Annotated in this window: 15 protein-coding genes; 11 read left to right on the forward strand and 4 right to left on the reverse strand. The window is 70.5% G+C overall.

The genetic code is table 11. From position 1 onward, the window contains the following. Positions 1-4: 4 nt before the first annotated feature. A complete protein-coding gene (locus BKA14_RS17830; RefSeq protein ID WP_184952058.1) occupies positions 5-847 on the reverse strand; it encodes a transporter substrate-binding domain-containing protein in 843 nt (280 codons plus the stop codon). Positions 848-968: 121 nt separating this feature from the next. On the opposite strand from BKA14_RS17830, the gene BKA14_RS17835 reads away from it, so the two are divergent. The 10 genes from BKA14_RS17835 (at position 969) to BKA14_RS17880 (ending at position 16173) form a co-directional block, all read left to right on the forward strand. After that, the gene (locus tag BKA14_RS17835; protein ID WP_184952059.1) at positions 969-2543 is read left to right on the forward strand and encodes a methyl-accepting chemotaxis protein; all 1575 of its coding nucleotides are present in this window, start codon (positions 969-971) and stop codon (positions 2541-2543) included. A gap of 211 nt (positions 2544-2754) precedes the next feature. Continuing rightward, on the forward strand, positions 2755-4317 hold the full coding sequence (locus BKA14_RS17840; RefSeq protein ID WP_239093094.1) for an APC family permease: 1563 nt from the start codon (positions 2755-2757) through the stop codon (positions 4315-4317). Then, positions 4314-5159: an urea amidolyase associated protein UAAP1 gene (locus BKA14_RS17845; RefSeq protein ID WP_184952061.1), complete on the forward strand. Its 846-nt coding sequence runs from the start codon at positions 4314-4316 to the stop codon at positions 5157-5159. Before BKA14_RS17840 ends, BKA14_RS17845 begins: the two co-directional genes overlap by 4 nt. After that, entirely contained in the window at positions 5156-5785 is a 630-nt protein-coding gene (locus BKA14_RS17850) for an urea amidolyase associated protein UAAP2 (protein WP_184952062.1), read from the forward strand. Before BKA14_RS17845 ends, BKA14_RS17850 begins: the two co-directional genes overlap by 4 nt. Beyond that, the gene (gene uca, locus BKA14_RS17855; protein ID WP_184952063.1) at positions 5782-9336 is read left to right on the forward strand and encodes an urea carboxylase; all 3555 of its coding nucleotides are present in this window, start codon (positions 5782-5784) and stop codon (positions 9334-9336) included. The genes BKA14_RS17850 and uca overlap by 4 nt, the downstream gene beginning before the upstream one ends. After that, positions 9333-10994 carry an allophanate hydrolase gene (atzF, locus tag BKA14_RS17860; RefSeq protein ID WP_184952064.1) on the forward strand — a complete coding sequence of 554 codons (1662 nt, stop codon included), beginning with the start codon at positions 9333-9335 and terminating at the stop codon, positions 10992-10994. Before uca ends, atzF begins: the two co-directional genes overlap by 4 nt. A 5-nt stretch (positions 10995-10999) precedes the next feature. Continuing rightward, a complete protein-coding gene (locus BKA14_RS17865) occupies positions 11000-11680 on the forward strand; it encodes a TetR/AcrR family transcriptional regulator (RefSeq protein ID WP_203722472.1) in 681 nt (226 codons plus the stop codon). A gap of 207 nt (positions 11681-11887) precedes the next feature. Then, positions 11888-12373 (forward strand): hypothetical protein, encoded by a 486-nt coding sequence (locus BKA14_RS17870; protein ID WP_184952066.1) that lies wholly within the window; start codon positions 11888-11890, stop codon positions 12371-12373. A gap of 342 nt (positions 12374-12715) precedes the next feature. Further along, a complete protein-coding gene (locus tag BKA14_RS17875; RefSeq protein WP_184952067.1) occupies positions 12716-14245 on the forward strand; it encodes a peroxidase family protein in 1530 nt (509 codons plus the stop codon). A 356-nt stretch (positions 14246-14601) separates the two neighbouring features. Continuing rightward, a complete protein-coding gene (locus BKA14_RS17880) occupies positions 14602-16173 on the forward strand; it encodes an alpha/beta hydrolase (protein WP_203722470.1) in 1572 nt (523 codons plus the stop codon). 121 nt (positions 16174-16294) lie between these two features. Here the strand turns inward: BKA14_RS17880 and BKA14_RS17885 are convergent, their stop codons facing one another. Then, positions 16295-16630 carry a hypothetical protein gene (locus BKA14_RS17885; RefSeq protein ID WP_184952068.1) on the reverse strand — a complete coding sequence of 112 codons (336 nt, stop codon included), beginning with the start codon at positions 16628-16630 and terminating at the stop codon, positions 16295-16297. A 265-nt stretch (positions 16631-16895) separates the two neighbouring features. Here BKA14_RS17885 and BKA14_RS17890 point away from each other — a divergent pair, with 265 nt between their 5' ends. Continuing rightward, complete coding sequence (locus BKA14_RS17890; protein WP_438861889.1) at positions 16896-18536, forward strand: protein kinase domain-containing protein; 1641 nt, start codon at positions 16896-16898, stop codon at positions 18534-18536. A gap of 56 nt (positions 18537-18592) precedes the next feature. On the opposite strand, the gene BKA14_RS17895 is transcribed toward BKA14_RS17890, so the two are convergent. After that, entirely contained in the window at positions 18593-19048 is a 456-nt protein-coding gene (locus BKA14_RS17895) for a YsnF/AvaK domain-containing protein (protein ID WP_184952070.1), read from the reverse strand. A gap of 99 nt (positions 19049-19147) precedes the next feature. Further along, positions 19148-19936 carry a PRC and DUF2382 domain-containing protein gene (locus BKA14_RS17900; protein ID WP_184952071.1) on the reverse strand — a complete coding sequence of 263 codons (789 nt, stop codon included), beginning with the start codon at positions 19934-19936 and terminating at the stop codon, positions 19148-19150. Positions 19937-20042: the final 106 nt, after the last annotated feature.

Below are 20042 nucleotides of genomic sequence, written 5' to 3' on the forward strand. Positions count from 1 at the left end.
GCTTTCAGGCTCCCCCGTTGATGGCGCCGGTGCGCAGGGCGCCCTCCTTGACCTTCCACTTGGTGAGCAGGGCGTCGTACGTGCCGTCGTTGATCATCGCGTACAGCGCTGTCTGAATGGCGGCGGTGAGCGGCTTACGATCTTTCGCCACGCCGATGCCGTACGGGATGGCTTCGATCTGCGGTCCGGAAAGCTCCAACGTGGTCATCTTCTCCACGTCGAGCGCCGCGATGGGAAAGTCGTTGAGCGCGGCGTCGGCTTTCCCGTCACGGACGGACGCAGAGGGCCGGTCGGTGCTGACCACCGTGAGCTTGCGACGGCCGCACGCTTTGCCCTGCGCAGTCGCCATCTCCACGAAGACAGTGTCCGGCTGAGCCGCCACCCGCCGGCCACACAGGCCCGGCATGCCGCCGATGTCGCCCGTGCCCTTGCGCACGACGATGGACGTGCCGGCGTTGAGGTAGTCCACGAAGTCGACCTTCTTCTGCCGTTCGGCCCGGTCGAACATCGACGAGATCGACGCGTCGATCTTCTTGCTCCTGACCTGCTCGAGCAGATCGCCGAAGGCCACGGTGCGCCATTCGACGCGGGCACCGAGTTTGGCCGCGACGGCCTGCGCGACGTCGATGTCGAGCCCGGCGTAGGCGGAGCCACGCTTGAAGGTCATCGGTTCGAAGGTCGGGTCGGTTCCGAACACCAGAACGTCGCCTCGGTCGACCGAGCCGGCCAGAGCCGCCCGGGCTTCCGCGAGCCGGTCGACGGGCTGCTCGACCGGCTCGGTTCCGGCGCATCCGGTCAAGGCGACGATTGCGGCGACGAGGAGCACCGGAACGTTGACGATTCGCACGACGGACCCCTCTCCGGAACGCCTTCCCGGCTCTTATCGACCGTCGGCGGCAGGCCCTTAGCCGATCCGGTCATGCCGGACCAGTAACGGCGATAGCGTGCGTCGAAGGAGAGGAGACGACGTGAAATTCACCATTCGCCGTCAGATCGGTACCCTCGCGGTGGCCGGCTTCGTGCTGGTCATCGCGGCCGGAGCCATCGGGTACCAAGGCACCTCTTCCATCGCCGACCAGCAGAAGCTGGCCGGTGCGGCCGCTCGCGGCCTGCAGGCGGCGCAGTCGATCGACATCGCCCGGGCGCTGTTCCGAGGCAATGTGCTGGCGACGCTCGTGGCCAACAACGCGACGGAACGTCAGACATCTCTGGATCGCCTCGGGGACAATGTCACCCAGGCCCGCGCCGGTGTCGACCAGGTGATCCGCTTCGTACCCGATCTGCGCGCGCCCGCCGACGCGGTGCTGCCGGTCCTCGACGAGCTGATCGCCTCCGGCCAGCGTATGGTCACGCTGGCCAGCCGGGTGGCCTCCGACCCCCGCCGTACGGCTGCACTGGCCGCTCGACCCGCGTACGACAAGGTCGACGCTGAGGCCGGGCAGGCGGTGGCCACCCTCACCGCGGCCATCAACGAACGAGTAGAGCAGGCGTCCGCACACGCGGCGACGGTGGCGGCCAACGCCCAGCGGCTCACCTTGGTGACCGGCCTCCTCTCCGCTCTTCTGCTGGGCGGGGCGGCGCTGCTGCTCGCGCGCCGTATCGCCCGGCGGGTCCACCACAGCCTCACGGCCGCACGCGCCATTGCCGGCTATGACTTGACCGCCGACCCGACGCTCGCGGGCGGCGATGAGCTTTCGCAGCTGGGCACCAGCCTCAACGACATCGTTCATTCCCTGCGGGGCGCCATGACCGACATCGGGGGCAACGCCAATGCGGTGGCTGCGGCGTCCGAGGAGCTGACCGCCACCAGCCGTCAGCTGTCCGGGGGCGCGGGCACCGCCTCGTCGGAGGCGGCTCAGGCCAGCGCGCAGATCACCGAGGTCACGGCCAGCGTGGACGGCGCCACCGCCGCCGCGCAGGGCCTCGAGATGTCGATCGGCGACATCACCGCGGCGGTCGCCGAGGCCGGTTCCGTCGCCCGCGAGGCAGTCGAGCTGGCCAACGTCACCAACCAGACGATCGAGCATCTGCGTGTCTCCAGCGAGCAGGTGTCCGCAGTCGTCAGCATCATCACCGCCATCGCCGAGCAGACCAACCTGCTGGCCCTCAACGCCACGATCGAAGCGGCTCGGGCCGGCGAGCAAGGCAAAGGCTTCGCGGTGGTCGCCGGGGAAGTCAAGGATCTGTCGAGGGAGACCGCCACGGCCACCGGCGACATCACCGCCAAGGTGGCAGCCATGCAACGCGACACCACCAGCGCCTTGGAGGCGATCACCAGGATCACCGAGGTGATCGATCGCGTGGACAATTTGCAAGGCACCATTTCGGCGGCGGTCATGAGCCAGTCGCAGGCGACCGGTCAGATCGTCACGAGCATCAATTCCGCAGTCCGCTCGGCGACGGACGTGTCGGATTCGATCGGCCGGGTGGCCAGCACCACGACACTCACCCACGAGGCCGCCACGCAGACCGAAGCGGCCGCCACCGAGCTGGCATCTCTGGCCCAGCAGCTGCGCTTGCTCTCCCAGCGGTTCCGCCAGTAGGCACATTCGCGGCCGGCGTGCCGGGTGAATGTCCTCGACGAGCAGTGGTACGTGACCCGCCTCAGGGCTGAGCGGATTCACCCTCGGTCATCGGGAATTAACGCGGCGGAACCTGGCCGAAACGATGTCGAACCGCCGGCGGAACACCCGGAATCCAACCTCAGGCTCATTACCTGTCATCCGACAGTTAAGACCCGCCGGAGGTGGAGTCGTGAGCGCAACCCCCCTCGATCCTGGTCATATCGGCTACAAACAAGAACTGCACCGGGGCGTCGGGACGTTCGCGTCCTTCGCCGCGGGTTTCTCCTTCGTCTCGATCCTGACCACGGTGTTCCAGCTGTTCGGGCTGGGCTTCCTGTTGGGCGGGGCATCCTTTTTCTGGTCCTGGCCGGTGGTGTTCGCCGGCCAGCTGTGTGTCGCGTTGTGCTTCGCCGAACTGGCGGGTCGCTGGCCGGTCTCCGGGGCGATCTTCCAGTGGTCGAGCCGGCTGGCCGGGGTGAGCTGGGGCTTCTTCACCGGCTGGATCATGGTGATCGGCCAGATTCTGACCTTGGCTGTCGCCGCGATCGCCATGCAGGCTGTGCTCCCGGCGATCTGGTCGGGCTTCCAGATCGTCGGCGGCTCGGGCGCCGACTCGTCGATCCTGTCCGCGACCGGGGCGCAGAACGCCATCATCCTCGGCGTCGTCCTGCTGGCCGTCACCACACTGGTGAACGTGCTGGGCATCCGGCAGATGGCCGCGGCCACCAGCTTCGGCGTCGCGATCGAGATAGTCGGGGTGGTTGTCCTCATCGGTGTGCTGTTCGCGCTCTCCGAGCGGGGCCCGGCAGTGGTTCTGCACCACACCGGCTGGACCGGGAGTGGGAGCTACTTCTTCGCCTGGCTGGCTTCGGGCTTGATGGCCGCGTACGTCATGGTCGGTTTCGACTCGGCCGGTGAGCTGGCCGAGGAGACTCACGCGCCTCGCAAGACCACGCCGAAGACGATCATCCGTGCGCTGACCACCTCGGGCCTCGGCGGTGGCCTGCTGATCCTGGCCGCCCTGATGGCCGCGCCGAGCCTGACCGACGGCAACCTCTCCTCGTTCGGCCTGTCCTGGGTGCTCACCGAGCGGCTCGGCGGTGTGCTGGGCCGGCTGCTGCTCTGCTGTGTCGCCGTCGCGGTCTTCGCCTGCACGCTGGCTTGCCAGACCGCCGGTGCTCGGATGATGTTTTCCATGTCGCGCGAAGGCGCCTTCCCCTTCGCGAGGGCGCTGAGCAGGGTGTCGCCGCGTACGGGAACGCCGATTCTCACCTCGATCGTCGTGGGCGCGGGCGCGGTGATCGCGTTGCTCGTCAACATCAACTCCACGACGATCTTCACCGCGCTGTCCAGCATCTGCATCGCGATGCTCTACATCGCCTACCTCGGGGTCACGTTGCCGCTGCTCGTGGTGCGCATCCGGCACCGCCGCACCGATCGGTTCCCGGCCGGTGTCGACGAGGAGGGCAGGCCACTGTTCTCGATGGGCCGGTTCGGGCCGGCGGTCAACATCGTCGCGGTGATCTATCAGGCGATCATGGTGGTCAACCTGATGTGGCCGCGGGCGGAGATCTACGACCTCTCCCCCGACGGGAACTGGGCTCTGCAGTACAGCGCGCTGCTGTTCGTCGCGGCCGTGGTGGCGGTCGGTGCCGGCTACTTCGGATTCAAGCGGCTGCACAAGAACGTCGAGCTGATCCACGTTCCGCACAGCCACACGCCGGCCCCGGTCGCGCAGACGGCCCACTCATGAGCGTCCGCGCCGAGCACCGGACCGACAGTGTCCTCAACTCACGGAACGACGCCCGCGCCCAGAGCGGGCTGACCAGCGAGTGGATGCCCTATCTGCCCGCGTCGAGCAGCCCGCACGTGCCGGCCGGGGTGGATCCGGCCGGGCTGACCTGGGCCGAGACCGTGGCGCCGGGCGGGTACACGCACAAGGTGCTGGCCCGGGGCACACGCCTGCGGCTGGACGATCCGACCGGGCAGGCGTGTGCGCACCTGCTCGTCTACAACGCGCTGGAACCGGTGGAGCGGCTGAACGTGGCCGACACACTGAAGATTCCATGGCAGGCGTATCTGGCTGCGGGCACGCCGCTGCTCTCCGGCGACGGGCGGGTGCTGGCCAGCCTGGTCGAGGACACGTCGGGGCGCCACGACGCGTTCTGTGGCACCACTACCGAGGCTTGGAACGCGGCGAAGTACGGTGACGCCCGGCCGGAAGGCCCCTCCCCGGCCGGGCGCAGCCTGTTCGTCAAGGCCGCCGCCAAGCACGGCCTCACCCGCCGTGACCTGCCGCCCAGCGTCAGCTTCTTCCAGGGGGTCCGGGTCGCCGCGGACGGTTCGCTGGACTGGCTCGGCTCGGCCGGACCCGGTACGCACGTGACGTTGGTGGCCGAGCTTCCGCTGCTGGTGCTGCTGGCCAACGTCGCCCATCCGCGCGACCCCCGGCCCGAGTACGTGGCCGGGCCGCTGCGGGTGCACGCCTGGCGGGGGAAGGCCACCGGCCCGGCCGACCCGCGATTCGACGCCACCCCCGAGCTGAATCGCGCCTACCTGAACACCATCGACTACGCGGAGGCACGAGGACTATGACGGAGTCGCTCGTCGAAGGCACCGCCGTCAAGAACGAACTGGTGGTGCCGAACGCGCCCTGGTCGGGTGTCGTCGCGGCCGGGCAGGTGCTCACGATCGTCGACGTGGGCGGCAACCAGTCGGCCGACTGCCTGATCTACAACGCGCACGATCCGCAGGAGCGCTACAGCGTGCCCGACACCCTCGCCTGGCAAGGCAACGCGTACGTCCGTACCGGAACGGTTTTGCGCAGCAACGAGGGCCGCCCGCTGATGACCGTCGTCGCCAACGAGATCGACCGGCAGGACACCATCGGCGGGGCCTGCGGCAAAGAATCGAACACCCTGCGGTACGGGCACCACGTCATGTTCCACCACGGCTGCCGGGAGAACTTTCTCAGTGAAGGGTCCAAGCACGGTTTGGGCGTACGGGACCTGGTCTCGAATCTGAACTGGTTCATGAACGTCCCCATCGAACCGGACGGCGCGCTCGGGATCGTGGACGGGATGTCGGGGCCGGGCAAGCGGGTGGCCGTGCGAGCCGAGATGGACGTGCTCGTGGTGGTCTCCAACTGCCCGCAGATGAACAACCCGTGCAACGACTTCAACCCCACGCCGCTGCGCATGATCGTGACGGAGCCTTCATGAGTACGGTTCTCGTCGCGAACCGGGGCGAGATCGCGCGGCGGATCATCCGGACCGCACGCCGGCTCGGCCTGGCCACGGTCGCGGTGTTCTCCGACGCCGACCGGGCCGCGCCGCACGTGCGCGAAGCCGACACCGCGGTCCGGCTCGGCCCGGCGCCCGCCCGCGACTCGTACCTGCGCCGCGACCTGATCCTGGCCGCCGCCCGGACCAGCCGTGCCGAAATCGTCCATCCCGGTTACGGGTTCCTCTCCGAGAACGCCGCGTTCGCCCGCGAGGTGGAGGAGGCCGGGCTACGGTTCGCCGGGCCGACGCCCGAGCAGATCGTCGCGTTCGGGGCCAAACACACGGCCCGGGCCATCGCCGAGCAGGCCGGCGTGGCGCTGCTGGCCGGGACCGGGCTGCTCGGCTCGGCCGACGAGGCGGTGGCCGCGGCCGAGGCGATCGGCCTGCCGGTGATGCTCAAGGCAACCGGCGGTGGGGGCGGCATCGGCATGCAGGCCTGCACCTCGGCCGACGAGGTACGCGCGGCCTTCGCCCGGGTCGAGGCGCTGGCCCAGGCCAACTTCGATTCCGCCGGGGTCTTCCTCGAACGCCTCGTACGGCCCGCTCGTCACGTCGAGGTGCAGGTCTTCGGCGACGGCGCGGGCCGGATCGCGGTGCTCGGCGACCGGGACTGCTCGCTGCAGCGGCGCAACCAGAAGGTGCTCGAGGAAGCACCCGCGCCCGGACTGCCCGAGCCCGTACGGGAAAGGCTGCACAGCAGTGCCCGGGCACTGCTGGCCACGGTGAACTACCGGGGAGCGGGCACGGTCGAGTTCGTGTACGACCCCGTACGCCAGGAGGCCGCTTTCCTGGAGGTCAACACCCGGCTGCAGGTCGAGCACCCGGTGACCGAGGAGGTCTTCGGGGTCGACCTGGTGGCCTTGCAGCTCGAGCTGGCCGGCACGGGCTCGGTCGATCCCGCGGTGTTCGAGCGGGACTGGCAGCCGTCGGGGTTCGCGGTGGAGGCGCGGGTGTACGCGGAGGACCCGGCCAAGGACTCCCTGCCCTCTTCCGGCCTGGTCACCCGCGCGGAGTTTCCCGCGGACGTGCGGGTGGACGCCTCCATCGAGACCGGCCTGGAAGTGTCGCCGTACTACGACCCGATGCTGGCGAAGGTCATCGCCACCGGCGCCACCCGCGACGAGGCCCTCGACCGGCTCGGTGAGGCGCTGGACGCGACCCGCATCGACGGCATCGTCACCAACGTGGGGCTGCTGCGCTCACTGACCGACGACACCGACCTGCGCGCCGCCGCCCACTCCACCACGACATTGCAGTTCACGACCGACCCACGGCCGCGGATCGACGTGCTTGCGCCCGGCCCGATGACCACCGTCCAGGAATTGCCCGGACGGCTGGGGTACTGGCACGTCGGGGTGCCACCGAGCGGGCCGTTCGACGCCGTCTCGTTCGCCGAGGCCAACCTGGCCGTCGGCAACCCGGCGGGCAGACCGGCCCTCGAAGTCACCGCCGGTGGCCTGTCGGTCCGGTTCTCCACGCCGTCGCTGGTCGCGGTGACGGGCGCCGCGGCGCCGCTCACGCTCGACGGCGAGCCGGTCGGGCTGTGGACCGCGCTCGAGGTCCCGGCCGGCGGCGTCCTCACCCTCGGCTCGCCCGCCGGGCCCGGACTGCGCACCTACGTCGCTGTGCGTGGGGGTCTGGACGTGCCGTCCTATCTGGGCAGCGCCGCCACTTTCACCCTGGGCGGGTTCGGCGGCCACGGCGGGCGGGCGCTGCTCGCCGGCGACGTGCTGCGTCCCGGCCCGCCCGACGATCTCGACGATCCGCCCGGCCCGACTCCGGCCGCACGACGGCCGCACCTGACCGGCAGCTGGCAGATCGGCGTCACCGAGGGTCCCCACGCCGCGCCGGAGTTCTTCACCCGCGCGGACATCGACACGCTCTATGCCACCGACTACCAGGTGCACCACAATTCCGCACGGACGGGCATCCGGCTGATCGGCCCGAAGCCGCAGTGGGCGCGTACCGACGGCGGCGAGGCGGGCCTGCACCCGTCGAACATCCACGACACCCCGTACGCGGTCGGGGCCCTCGACTTCACCGGCGACACGCCGATCATCCTCGGACCCGACGGCCCCTCCCTGGGCGGCTTCGTCTGCCCGGCCGTGGTGGCCAGCGGGGAGCTGTGGAAGCTGGGCCAGCTACGTCCCGGCGACACCGTACGGTTCGTGGCCGTGCGGGAGGCGGACGCGGCCGGCCTCGTCGAGCGGCGCAGCGCCCCCACGGTCACCACTCGCGGCGGCGACGGCGACGACGGCGTACTGGGCAGGGCCGAAGGGGACGCGAACCGCCCGGCCGTCACCTACCGGCGTGACGGCGACGACAACGTGCTGGTCGAGTACGGGCCGATGGAGCTCGATCTGGCGTTGCGCATGCGGGTGCACGCCTTGCAGGAGACCCTGGCCCGGCACCGGCCCGCCGGCATCCTCGACGTCACGCCCGGCATCAGGTCGCTGCAGGTCCACACCGACGCGAGCGTGCTGAAGGCCCGCGACGTCGCCCGCCTGCTGCGTGAGCTCGAGGCGGAGGTGCCGCCCACACATGAGCTGGTCGTGCCCTCGCGCACCGTGCGGCTGCCGCTGAGCTGGGACGATCCGGCCACCCGGCTGGCCATCGAGCGGTACATGGCCGGCGTCCGCGACGACGCGCCCTGGTGCCCGTGGAACATCGAGTTCATCCGCCGCATCAACGGCCTGGACACGCCCGACGACGTCTACCGCACGGTCTTCGACGCCAGCTATCTCGTGCTCGGGCTGGGCGACGTCTACCTGGGCGCGCCGGTCGCGACCCCCCTGGACCCCCGGCACCGGCTGGTCACCACGAAATACAACCCGGCCCGGACGTGGACGGCGGAGAACTCGGTCGGCATCGGCGGGGCCTACCTGTGCATCTACGGCATGGAGGGGCCCGGCGGCTACCAGTTCGTCGGCCGTACGGTCCAGATCTGGAACCGTTTCCGCTATCGCGAGCAGCCGTGGGCGCTGCGGTTCTTCGACCGGATCGAGTGGTACCCGGTCACGCCGGACGAGCTGCTCGAACTGCGGGCCGAAAGCGACGCCGGACGCCTACCCCTGGACGCCACCGAGGGGACGTTCTCGCTGGCCGACTACAACGCGTTCCTGGCGGCCAACGCGTCGTCGATCGCGGACTTCCGAGCCCGGCAGACGGCCGCCTTCGAGGCCGAGAAGGAACGGTGGCGGGTCTCCGGCGAGTTCGACCGGCGCGATACGGAACCGGTGGCGCCGGCCTCGGAGGTGACGCTGCCCGAGGGCGCCACGGCGGTGACCGCACCGTTCACGGCCACCGTCTGGCAGCTGTCCGCCGCACCCGGCGACGTGCTGTCGGCCGATGATCCTGTGCTGTCCCTGGAAGCGATGAAGATGGAGGCGAAGGTGACCACACCGGTGAGCGGCACCCTGGTGGAGCTGTACGTGAAGGCCGGCGAGCAGGTAGCGCCGGGCCAGATCCTCGCGGCGGTGCGGCCGTGAACCGCGTCGACGCGGCCTTCGACCGCATCGCCACGGCCGACCGGCCCGAGATCTGGATCTCGCTGCGCGACCGGGCCTCCGTGCTCGCCGAGGCCTCCGCGGTGGACCCGTCGTTACCCCTGGCCGGGCTGGTGTTCGCGGTCAAGGACAACATCGATGTGTACGGTCTGCCCACGACCGCCGCCGCCCCCTCCTACGCCTACCGCCCGGCCGCGGACGCGACCGCGGTGGCCCGGCTCAGGGCGGCGGGCGCCGTGGTCATCGGCAAGACCAACCTCGACCAGTTCGCCACCGGCCTGGTCGGCACGCGGAGCCCGTACGGGGCTGTCCGCAACGCCTGGGACCCGGCCCGCATCTCCGGCGGATCCTCGTCCGGGTCCGCGGTGGCGGTCGCACTCGGCCAGGTCGACTTCGCCCTGGGTACGGACACCGCAGGCTCCGGACGGGTACCGGCCGCGCTCAACGGGATCGTCGGCGTGAAACCGACCAAGGGGCTGGTCCCGGTCACGGGCGTGGTGCCCGCCTGCTACACGCTCGACTGTGTGACCGTCTTCGCCCGCGACCTCGCTCTCGCCCGTACGGTCGCCGAGATCATGGAGGGCGTCGACCCGTCGGATCCGCTGTCCCGGGCCGCGTCCCCACCTCTGGCCGCGCCGGCCCGGCCCCGGCTCGCCACCCCCACCGCCGAGCACCTCGAGGGCATGGCTCCGGGGTGGCGGGAAGCGTTCGCGGCGGCGGTGCGGCAGTTCGCCCTCAGCGGTGCCGAGATCGTCGAGGTCGACGTCACGCCCCTGCTGGAAGCCGCTTCCCTGTTGTACGGGGGCGCGTTCGTGGCGGAACGCTACGCCGGCGTCGGAGCCCACCTGGAGAAGCACGCCGACCTCATCGGCTCCGGCCTCGACCCGACCGTGGCCGGCATCATCCTCGGCGGCAAGGAGCGCACCGCCGCCGACTGGGCCACCGACACCGCCCGGCTCGCCGCCCTGGCCGCCGCCGGCCGGGAGGTGCTGGACGGCTGCGATGCCCTGCTCACTCCCACCACCACCTGGCACCCCACCCTGGCCGAGGTGGCGGCCGACCCGGTGGGGGCCAACGCGCGGATGGGTCGCTTCACCAACTTCGCCAACCTGCTCGACTACGCCTCCCTGGCCGTGCCCGCCGGGTTCGTCGACGGGCTGCCGTTCGGCGTCATGCTCACCGGGGCGGCCTGCACCGACCGCGCGCTGGCCGAGCTGGCCCGCCGGGCCGCCAACCCGGGCATCGACCTGTTCGTGGTCGGCGCCCACCTCACCGGCCAACCCCTGAACGTCCAGCTCACCACGGCCGGTGGCACCTTCGTCGCGGCCACCGCCACCGCACCGGCCTACGCGCTGCACGCGCTCGACACCGACCCGCCCAAGCCGGGACTCGTCCGGGTCGGTGACGGCGGCTGCAGCATCGAGGGCGAGCTGTGGCGGCTCCCGGCGGACGGCTTCGGAACGTTCGTCGCGGCGATCCCGGCCCCGATGGCCATCGGCAAGGTCATGCTGATCGACGACACCTCGGTCAGTGGGTTCTTGGTGGAACCGGCCGCCCTGTCGAGCGCCCCCGACATCAGCCACCTGGGCGGGTGGCGCGCCTACCTCGCCTCCCCCACCGGGACCCCCGTGCGAAAATGACCGACATGGCACAGCAGGCTCGACCCGGGCGGCCACGCCACGCCCCCGGCTCGGGCCCGGCCACCGCCACCCCGCGCGAGCAGATCCTGGACGCCGCGGCCGCCCTCTTCGCCGAGCGCGGCTTCGCCGCCACCACGACGCGGCTGATCGCCGAGCGGGTCGGCATCCGGCAGGCCTCGCTGTATTACCACTTCGCCGGGAAGGACGAGCTGCTCATCGAACTGCTGCACACCTCGGTTCGTCCCAGCCTGGAAGCCGTACGCCGGATCGAGGCGCTCGTCCCCGACCGGGCCACCGCCGCCGCGGCGCTGTACCTGCTCGCTCTGATCGACGTCGAGACCCTCAGCCGTACGCCCCACAACGTCGGCACGCTCTATCTGCTCCCCGAAGTGCAGCACGAACGCTACGACTCCTTCCGCGCCGAACGGCAAGAGCTGCAGGACGCGTACAGCCGTCTGGGCGCCCAGGCGGCATGGCCCGCCGTCCGGGACGGCACCGGCCCGCAACGTCTCGGCGAACTCCTCATCCAGCTCACCGAGGTCGTGATCCAGATCCGCCGCTCGCGCGAGCCGGACAACACCGACGCTCAGACCATCGCAGCCTCTTGCCTGCGCTTGTGCGGCTGTTCCCAGCCCGAGATCGACCAAGCACGCTCCGAGGCCGGCGACCTCCTCGCCCGAACCTGACCGGGTCGGCTGATCGCACTCCGCGATGCCGTCAGCCGGCTCGTGGCGTTCCGGCAACCGGACATCCGCAGCCCGCACACCGCGGTCCTCGCCGACCTGGACAGCCACGAGGACTCGCGCCGCCGGCGCCTGCCGGAACGGGGTGCCGTCTCAGAGGCGTTGCCGCTGATAGGGTCCGGCTCTGTCGAACCACCGGAAGGAGCACCGATGCGTCCGCTGCGGTTGACGGCCGTCCTGCTGGTCATCGGCGGCTCGGCCGGAGCTTGCACTTATCGGACCGAGGTGGCCGCACCCCCGGCAAACGTCGCTGCTCCCGCCTTCACGTCCGGGGCGCCCACCCCCGCTGATCCCTGCGGCAAGTTCGTGGCCTGGCTCGCAGACCTCCCCGGGGACAGGAGCCAAACCGCCGTCGGTGAGTACGACCACATGCGACACAACCCCGATGCCTACACGCTCCAGCAGAAGACAGCCGTGCGGCAGGCCTACTACGCGCACCACGAGCAGCTGATGCGCGACCTGGCGACAACTGGCGAACCCGCACAGCGCAAGGCGTTCCTGAGCTTCGCGGACGAGTTGGCCGAGTATGCCAGCAATGCCGGCGAGACCGGCCCGGCCAGGATCTTCCCGGAAGGCAAGGAAATCGCGAAGGTGTGCAACCTCCGGTCACGCATCGACGTCCAGCCCATCGGATAGGCGAGCTTCCCGCTTCCGGAGTCCCTGGGGCTGCGGGAGCACCAGCAGGACTGGAGGGGAGCCTGCCGATGCCCTGGGGAAAGAGCGGTGGCGATCAGGCGGCGGTCCACGAGCGCGAGCCGCGCGGCGAAGGAGTGAGTAGGTCGGACGGCTGAACCTGGCCGGGGGAACACATGGTCAGACATTTGGCCCATCGTGTCCTTTATCGGAAAGACGCGTTTCTCCCAGCAACGCCAGTACCTGCGGCAGAGCTGCCGCTGACGTGACTTCGGGAGAAGCAAGATGGACGAGCAGATCACGGAGCCTTCCCACAACCGCGAGGCAGCTCCGGCACGGTGTCCGATGGCGGCAGCCGCCGTGCCTCGGAGGGCACTGCTGGCCGGGGCGACCGGTGCGGTGGTGGCGGCGTCGGTGGGTGGCTTGAGTTCACATGCCGGTGCCGCCACCGTTTCCGCGGCCGGCCCCGGACCGGCAGGCGCGGCCAAGCCCTGGACCCACGCGGCAGGAGTGCTTCGCGGCAGCGACGTGGCGGTGCGGGCCGGGCGCGACAAGGAAGGCCGCTTCGGCGTGATGTTCAAGAACGCCGAGGGCTTCGCTCCGCCGGACGACCTGCTCAAGTCGCTGGCCGCACAGATGGGCGAACCGGCCGGCCTCACCCCGGCTTTGGACAATCCGCGTGTCCCGGCCGGTTTCACGTTCCTGGGTCAGTTCATCGACCACGACATGACCCTCGATCGCACGCCGGTGCCGGAGCAGGAGGTCGACCCGCTGGCGCTGACGAACTTCGACACCCCGCTGTTCGACTTGGGATCCCTCTACGGCCGCGGGCCCGACCGCGACCCCGCCCTGTACGAGCCCGGCGGCTCCGGCCGCATGCGGGTGGTCCGCAACGAGCACGGCGTCGACGACCTGCCGCGGCAGGCGGACGGCACCGCCTTGATCGGTGACCACCGCAACGACGAGAACCTCATCATCAGCCAGCTGCACCTGCTGTTCGCCAAGTTCCACAACCGGTGCCTCGACACCGGACTCGCCCGCTCCCTGGCCGAGGCGCAGCGGCTCACCCGCTGGCACTTCCAGTGGGTCATCGTGCACGACTTCCTCGACCGCCTCGTCGGCGCCGACGTGGTCCCCCGCTTCCTCGACGGGCGCGGGAAAGTCAAACGGGAGTTCTACAAGCCCAAGAACCCGCACCGGCCGATGATGCCGATCGAGTACTCGGTGGCGGCCTACCGGTTCGGCCACAGCATGGTCCGGGCGGCCTACCTGATGAACGCTCGCACCACCCCGCCCGTGATCGCCCCGATCTTCGGCGCCGAAGACACAGACTTGCGTGGTTCGCGACCGCTACCCGCGCGGCTGGAGATCGACTGGTGGCATTTCTTCGAGGTGCCGGGCCGGGCGGCCGGCCCGCGCAACCAGGCCCGCCGCATCGACACGAAGCTCTCGCTCCCCCTGTTCGACCTGCCCCCGACGGTCGTATCCGACGCCATGACCTCGCTGGCCGAACGCAACCTGATCCGCGGCAAGCGACTGGGGCTGCCCGCCGGGCAGGACGTCGCCACCCGCATGGGCGTCACCGCGCTGACCAACACCCAGCTCGGCCTGCCCGACCCGGCGAACCCGGGCTGGTCCGGCAAGGCACCGCTGTGGTTCTACATCCTGCGCGAATCCGAACTGCAAACCGGCGGCGAACGCCTCGGCACGGTCGGAGGCCGCCTGGTCGCCGAGGTCATCCTGGGCATCCTCGAGGCCGACAAGGCCTCCTACCTCCACGCGAAACCCCCATTCACCCCGGCGGCGCCCATCGCGACCACCAAGGGCGAATTCCGCATGGGCGACCTCATCGCCTTTGCTCAAGGCCTCGGATAGCCGGCGCCGCCAGGAGGAAAACTCAGGCTGCAGGCGGGTCGGTCACGATCTCGCACTGCGCGGCCTCAGCGGTGAACGCGCGTCCGAGCTTGCTCGGACGCGCGGTGGCCGACGCGACGATGAATGCCTCGTCGACCAGCACGGCCTTCGGGTCCCCGTCATAGCCAGTGACGTACTGCCATCCGGACGTCCCCAAGGGACGTCGGCCGAGCGGCAGAGGAGGGTGGCCGACGTCGATGCCACCTTGGTACTGGAACAGGGTCGAATGCCGCTGCTCGGCTTGACTGTGTTGTGGGAACCCCGTTTCTCATGTCGGAAGACGTCACGGTGATGAATCCTTCTGACAGGAGATCCCGATGCCCCGTGTTCTTCATCGCGTCCTGGCGGCCCTGCTGACCGTCGGCGCCGGCCTCGTCGCCGCGCCCGCGGCCCACGCCGGCACCTCCCCCGTCCAGCGCACTGTGGACGCGGTGTCCACGTTGCGGTGGGGTGCCTGTCCCACCGGTGCGCCGGCTCCACAGGAGTGTGCAACGCTGCAGGTGCCGCTCGACTACCGCCACCCGCACGGCCGGGCCATCTCGGTGGAGGTGTCGCGCATCCCGGCAGCCGATCCGGGGAAACGCAAAGGCGTCCTGATGCTCAACGGCGGGGGCCCCAGCGCGGGCCTCGACGTGCCGGCCTCCCTCGGCGCCCTGTTGCCCGCCGAAGTGCGTGACCGCTATGACCTGGTGGCCTTCGACCCGCGCGGTATCGGCTACAGCACGCCGATGAGCTGCGGCCGCGGCGCCGACGAGCTGATCCGTGACGTGCAGCTGTCACTGCTTTCCTTCCCCGCCGCCGACGGCTCGATCGGCGCGAACGTGTCGTTCGCGAAGCGGATGGCCAAGCAGTGCGCCGCGAACTCCGGTGACCTGCTGAGGCACATCACCACCGCGAACGTCGCCCGCGACATGGACCGGATCCGCCGGGCGCTGGGTGAGCGCACGGTTTCCTACTACGGCCTCTCCTGGGGTACGTACCTCGGCTCGCTCTATCGGGCCCTGTTCCCGCGCACCGTCGACCGGATGGTGCTCGACAGCTCGGTCGATCCGTATGTCCGCGGCTACGACGATTTCCGGACTTTCAGCGTCGCGCTGGAGGACCGCTGGCCTGACCTCGCCGCGTTCGGCGTCGCCAACGCCGGCTCCGTACGTCTGGGCACCACCGCACGACAGGTGCGGAAGAACTATCTGGCGCTGACGGCGCAGCTCGACCGCCACCCAGTCATGCTGACCGAGACCCTGGCTCCGATCAACGGCAACTTCGTCCGGCTGTTCACGTGGCTGCTGTCTTACAACGACGCCGCCCTCATCGCCACCGAGGAAGAGCCACTTCCGCAGATGGCTCAGCTGTGGCGCGCTGCCGGTGCTGTTGCCGCGGGACACGCCACCAGCGCCGATCGTGCGTTCCTGGCCGGCCTGGCCAACGGCCTGGTCGCCGGCGGCACGCTCCCGAACGTCCCGCAGGACAACCTCCTCTCGGTCGGGTGGGCGTACAGCTGCGGCGACAAGGCCTGGCCCCGGAACGTCGGAACGTACGCCCGCAACGTCGCGGCCGACCGGGCCGCGTTCCCACTGACCGCCGGTGCTCCCGCGAACGTCGCACCCTGCTCGGCGTGGGCCGTGCAGCCGGCCGGACCGGAGCCGGCGGTCGAGCCGATCGGCCGGCGTGACGTGCTGATTCTGCAGAACGAGCGGGACCCGTCCACCCCGCTCAACGGGGCCCGCGGCATGCGCCGGGCGATGGGTTCGGACGCCGTGCTGGTCACCGTCGACGCCGGCGGCCACGGCGTGCTGATCCACCCGAAGCCGAACGCCTGCGCGATCGGCGCCCTCACTTCCTATCTCACCACCGGAGCTTTGCCCGCCACCGACAAGGCCTGCGCGTAAGCCTGTCATCCGGCCCGGCCTGAGATTCGTCTCAGGCCGGGCCTCCAGTACTACGAGTCGGTCGAGCGCCGGCCGCGTCGCACGAGTCGGCCACCGACCACGCGCGGATCACATCGCGTGCTCAGGGCACCGATCGCGGCGGCGAGCCGGGTTCTCCGAAACCCGGGGTGAATCGTTCGGCGGGAGCGCCCGGTTCGGCCCACCAACGCCCACCCCGCACCTGCGTTCCTGGAACGCCCTGCAGCATCCGGTCCGGCTCGACCAGGCTCGCCAGGGCCTGCGAAAGGTCCTCCCGGATCTCGGCAACCGCCCCCTCCAGGGAGTCCCGCTCCGCGGACCAGTCGATGTCCGCCTCTCGCAGCGTCTGAGCCGCCCGCTCCGCGACGGCAACCGGATCGTCGACAACAACCTCGATCCGGCAGTACACCTGCATCACGACCCGTCCCTCGCCTGCCATGAACGACAGCGTCGCACGACCGGAGCCGGTAGAACCACGAAGGCCGCCCGCCGGCAACCGTCAACGTTTGCAGCCATGGCACCAGCTCGCACACCGGGACCCTTCGCAGCCGATGTGGTGCTGCCGACAGCGCCCCGGAAGCCTGGAGTGTCCCCCACCCATCGGGCGTCCACCTGGGCCGGAAGGCGGGGCGCCGGGGGACGGGTATCGTTTCGTCCGTCGTGATCGACCGGACCCGGGGAGCGGCGACCGGATGAGGAGTCCGTTGAGGCGGGCGGATCCCCGCCGGCTCGGGCAGTACCGGCTGGAGGCGCGCCTCGGGCAGGGCGGCATGGGCACGGTCTATCTGGGCCGCGGCCGCGACGGCCGCGCGGTCGCGATCAAAGCCGTCAAAGCCGAGTTCGCGTACGACGAGGAGTTTCGCGCCCGGTTCCGCAGCGAGGTCAACCGGGCCCGCCAGGTGCCGCCGTTCTGTACGGCCGAAGTGCTCGACGCGGACGCCGACCACGAGATCCCCTACCTGGTCACCGAGTACGTCGACGGGCCCAGCCTGGCCGAGGTGGTGGCCGAGCAGGGCCCGCTGACCGGCGGGAACCTGCACAGTGTGGCGGTCGGGGTGGCGACCGCACTGGCCGCCATCCACGGCGCCGGGGTCATCCATCGTGACTTGAAACCCCGTAACGTCCTGTTCGCGCTCGGACACCCGAAGGTGATCGACTTCGGCATCGCGCGGGCGTTCGAGGCGACCAGCCATCACACCGCCACCGATCAGATGGTCGGGACGGTGGCGTACATGGCACCGGAGCGGTTCGACACCGCCACCGACCGGGTCGCCGGGCCGGCCGCCGACGTCTTCGCCTGGGGCGTCGTCGTGACCTACGCCGGCACCGGGCGTACCCCGTTCGCCGCCGACTCCCCGGTAGCAACCGCAGCCGGCATTCTCACCCAGCCGCCGGATCTCGGTGACCTGCCGACTCCCCTGCGTGACCTGGTCGCCGCCGCGCTGGCCAAGGACCCGGGCCGGCGACCGACCGCGGCGCAGCTCATCGACGCTCTCGTGGCCTACGGCGGGCCACCGGCACCGGCGGCGGTGATCCGGCCGAGCCCGCCGGCCGGGAGCCCCGCGGCCGCTGTCGCCGCGGAGCGCGGGCCGAGGCGCCGGCGCTGGGTGGTCCCCGTGCTGGCGGCCGGGTCGGTCGCCACGGTCGCCGCCGCGATGCTGGCCATCGGCTTGGGACGCGACCTGGCTGCGGAAGGCCGTCCGGAAGCGGGTGGCCTCGTCGCCCCACCGCCCTCCAGCGGCGCTCCGTCCCCGGCCGGCCCGGCCACGACGACCCGCCCGGCCACACCGACGCGCTCGGCCACACCGGACGGCTCGCCCACCCCGGCCCGCCCAGCCACGACAAAGCCGGCGGGCGCCGGGGTGACGGCCGAGCCATTGCCGTCCGCCACGGCCCGGCTGTGCACCAACGCCGACATCGAGGTCTCGATCAGCGCCCAGAACGAGAACCCCACCGCCGTCGGCACCCAGCGCGGGCTCATCTCGGTCGCCAACCGGTCGGGCACGCCGTGCCGGGTCGACGGCCGGGCCTTCGTACGGCTCTACAACGCCGCCGACGAGCCGGTGACCGTGCCGACCACAACGGTCGACGAACCCGGACCGGCCGTCGACATCCTCCTGGAGCCCGGCGGCGGGGCCTTCCAGGGGATGAAGTGGCAGGCCTGTGACCGGGACAGCAGCGACTGCCCGACCGGCAACACGCTGCGCGGCAGCCTGGACCGGTCGTCACCGGGAGTCGTGGCCGAACTGCTGGGCTTCCCCGACCCCAGCCGTAGCCAGATCACCATCGGCTCGCTGCGGCTGGGCACCCTGCAACCGAGCACCCAAGGCGTGGTGGCCTGGTGAGCGGCACTCACCGATCAGGCAGGTGAGGTTGCCGGTCGATCGACGGCTGAGCCGGCTCAGCCGAGCGTTGTCGGTGGACGACCGGGCACATCGACCTCGATACGTTCCTTCAACACCTCACCGGAGGCGACGTGCTGCTCGGTCCGCACGATCTTCGTGAGGTGGACCCGCTCCACCGGCACGATCTCGGTGGTGATGACGGGGCGCTCCTCGTGCAGGGTGACCGTGAAGATGACGCCGCCGTCGGGGCCGCCGAACTCGTCCAAGGTGCCGAATACGTCGGGGTCCTCGACCGGTGTGCGGTGATTCTCACCGATCGGCTCGCGCTCCAGACGGAGCTCCTCACGGCGGACCTGCACGGTGATCTGCACGTCTTCGGTGACGACGTGCTTGCGCAGCCGGGCCCGGCCGATCTCGAACACCTCGGTACCTGTTACGAGGCGTTGCTCGGAACGGGTCATCGCGTCGTCGGTGTCGGCGCCGGTCGTCGTCTCGGGTTCTGTGGGGTCCATGTCATCTCCGCCGGTCGTCGGACTGTCCTCGTGACGCCATTGCCGATGCCGGTGTCTCGCCGCCGCAGCAATGAGACACCGGCCGATGAAGGTGCGGGATCAGCGCCGGCTGTCGGGGCCGTCGAACTCGATCTGCTCCTTGCGGACCTCGCCGCTGACGGTCTCTTCGTCGCGCACGGTCTCCTTGCCCAGCCGGACCCGCTCGACGGGCACTGTCTCGGTGTCGACCACGGGTCGCTCGGCCCGCAGGGTCACCTCGTGCTCGGCCTCCGTGATCTCGGCACCGGCGTACGCGTCACCACGGTTGGCCTCGGTGATCGGCTCGCGCTCCAGGCGAACTTCCTCGTGCGCCACCGGTACGCGAACCTGCTGCTGCTCGGTGACGACATACTTGCGCAACCGGGCCTTGCCGGCGTCCTCGGTACGGGTGTCGGTGACCAGGCGCTCCTCCGAGCGCGTCATGGCGTCGTCGCCGGCCGACGACTGGCTCCGGTGGCCGGTGTCGTCCTGCCGGGCGTAACCCGTACGCTCGGCGGTGCCGGTGTCGTAGCTGCTGCTTCCCGACTCGGCGCCGGTCGACTGCACCCCGTAGTAGGTGTACAGCTCGTTCTCCTCGGTGTAGCTGAGGGCGCCGTCCGGTTCGATCCGCGGGGCGTCCTTCACGGTGGCCTTGTCGTAGGCGACCGTGATCCGGTCGTCGGAAAGCGTGGCCCGCTGCAGCGGGATGAAGGTCTCCTTGGTGCCGAACAAACCGGTGCGGACCGCCACCCACTCCGGGTCGCCGGAGTCGGTGTCGAGGTAGATCTGGCCGACCGAACCGATCTTGTCACCGTCGGGGCCGTACACGTCGGCGTCGTTGAGCCGGGCGAGGTCGTTCTGCGTGATCACAGTCTGTCCTTTCCGAGGGATTGACACAGGCGCGGAACGAGGGTTCCGACAGCGTCGGAGACGATGAAATAATCGCCATCGATGGTGTCGCAGCGCCTTGACTCTC

It is taken from the genome of Paractinoplanes abujensis, assembly GCF_014204895.1.
GTDB lineage: Bacteria > Actinomycetota > Actinomycetes > Mycobacteriales > Micromonosporaceae > Actinoplanes > Actinoplanes abujensis.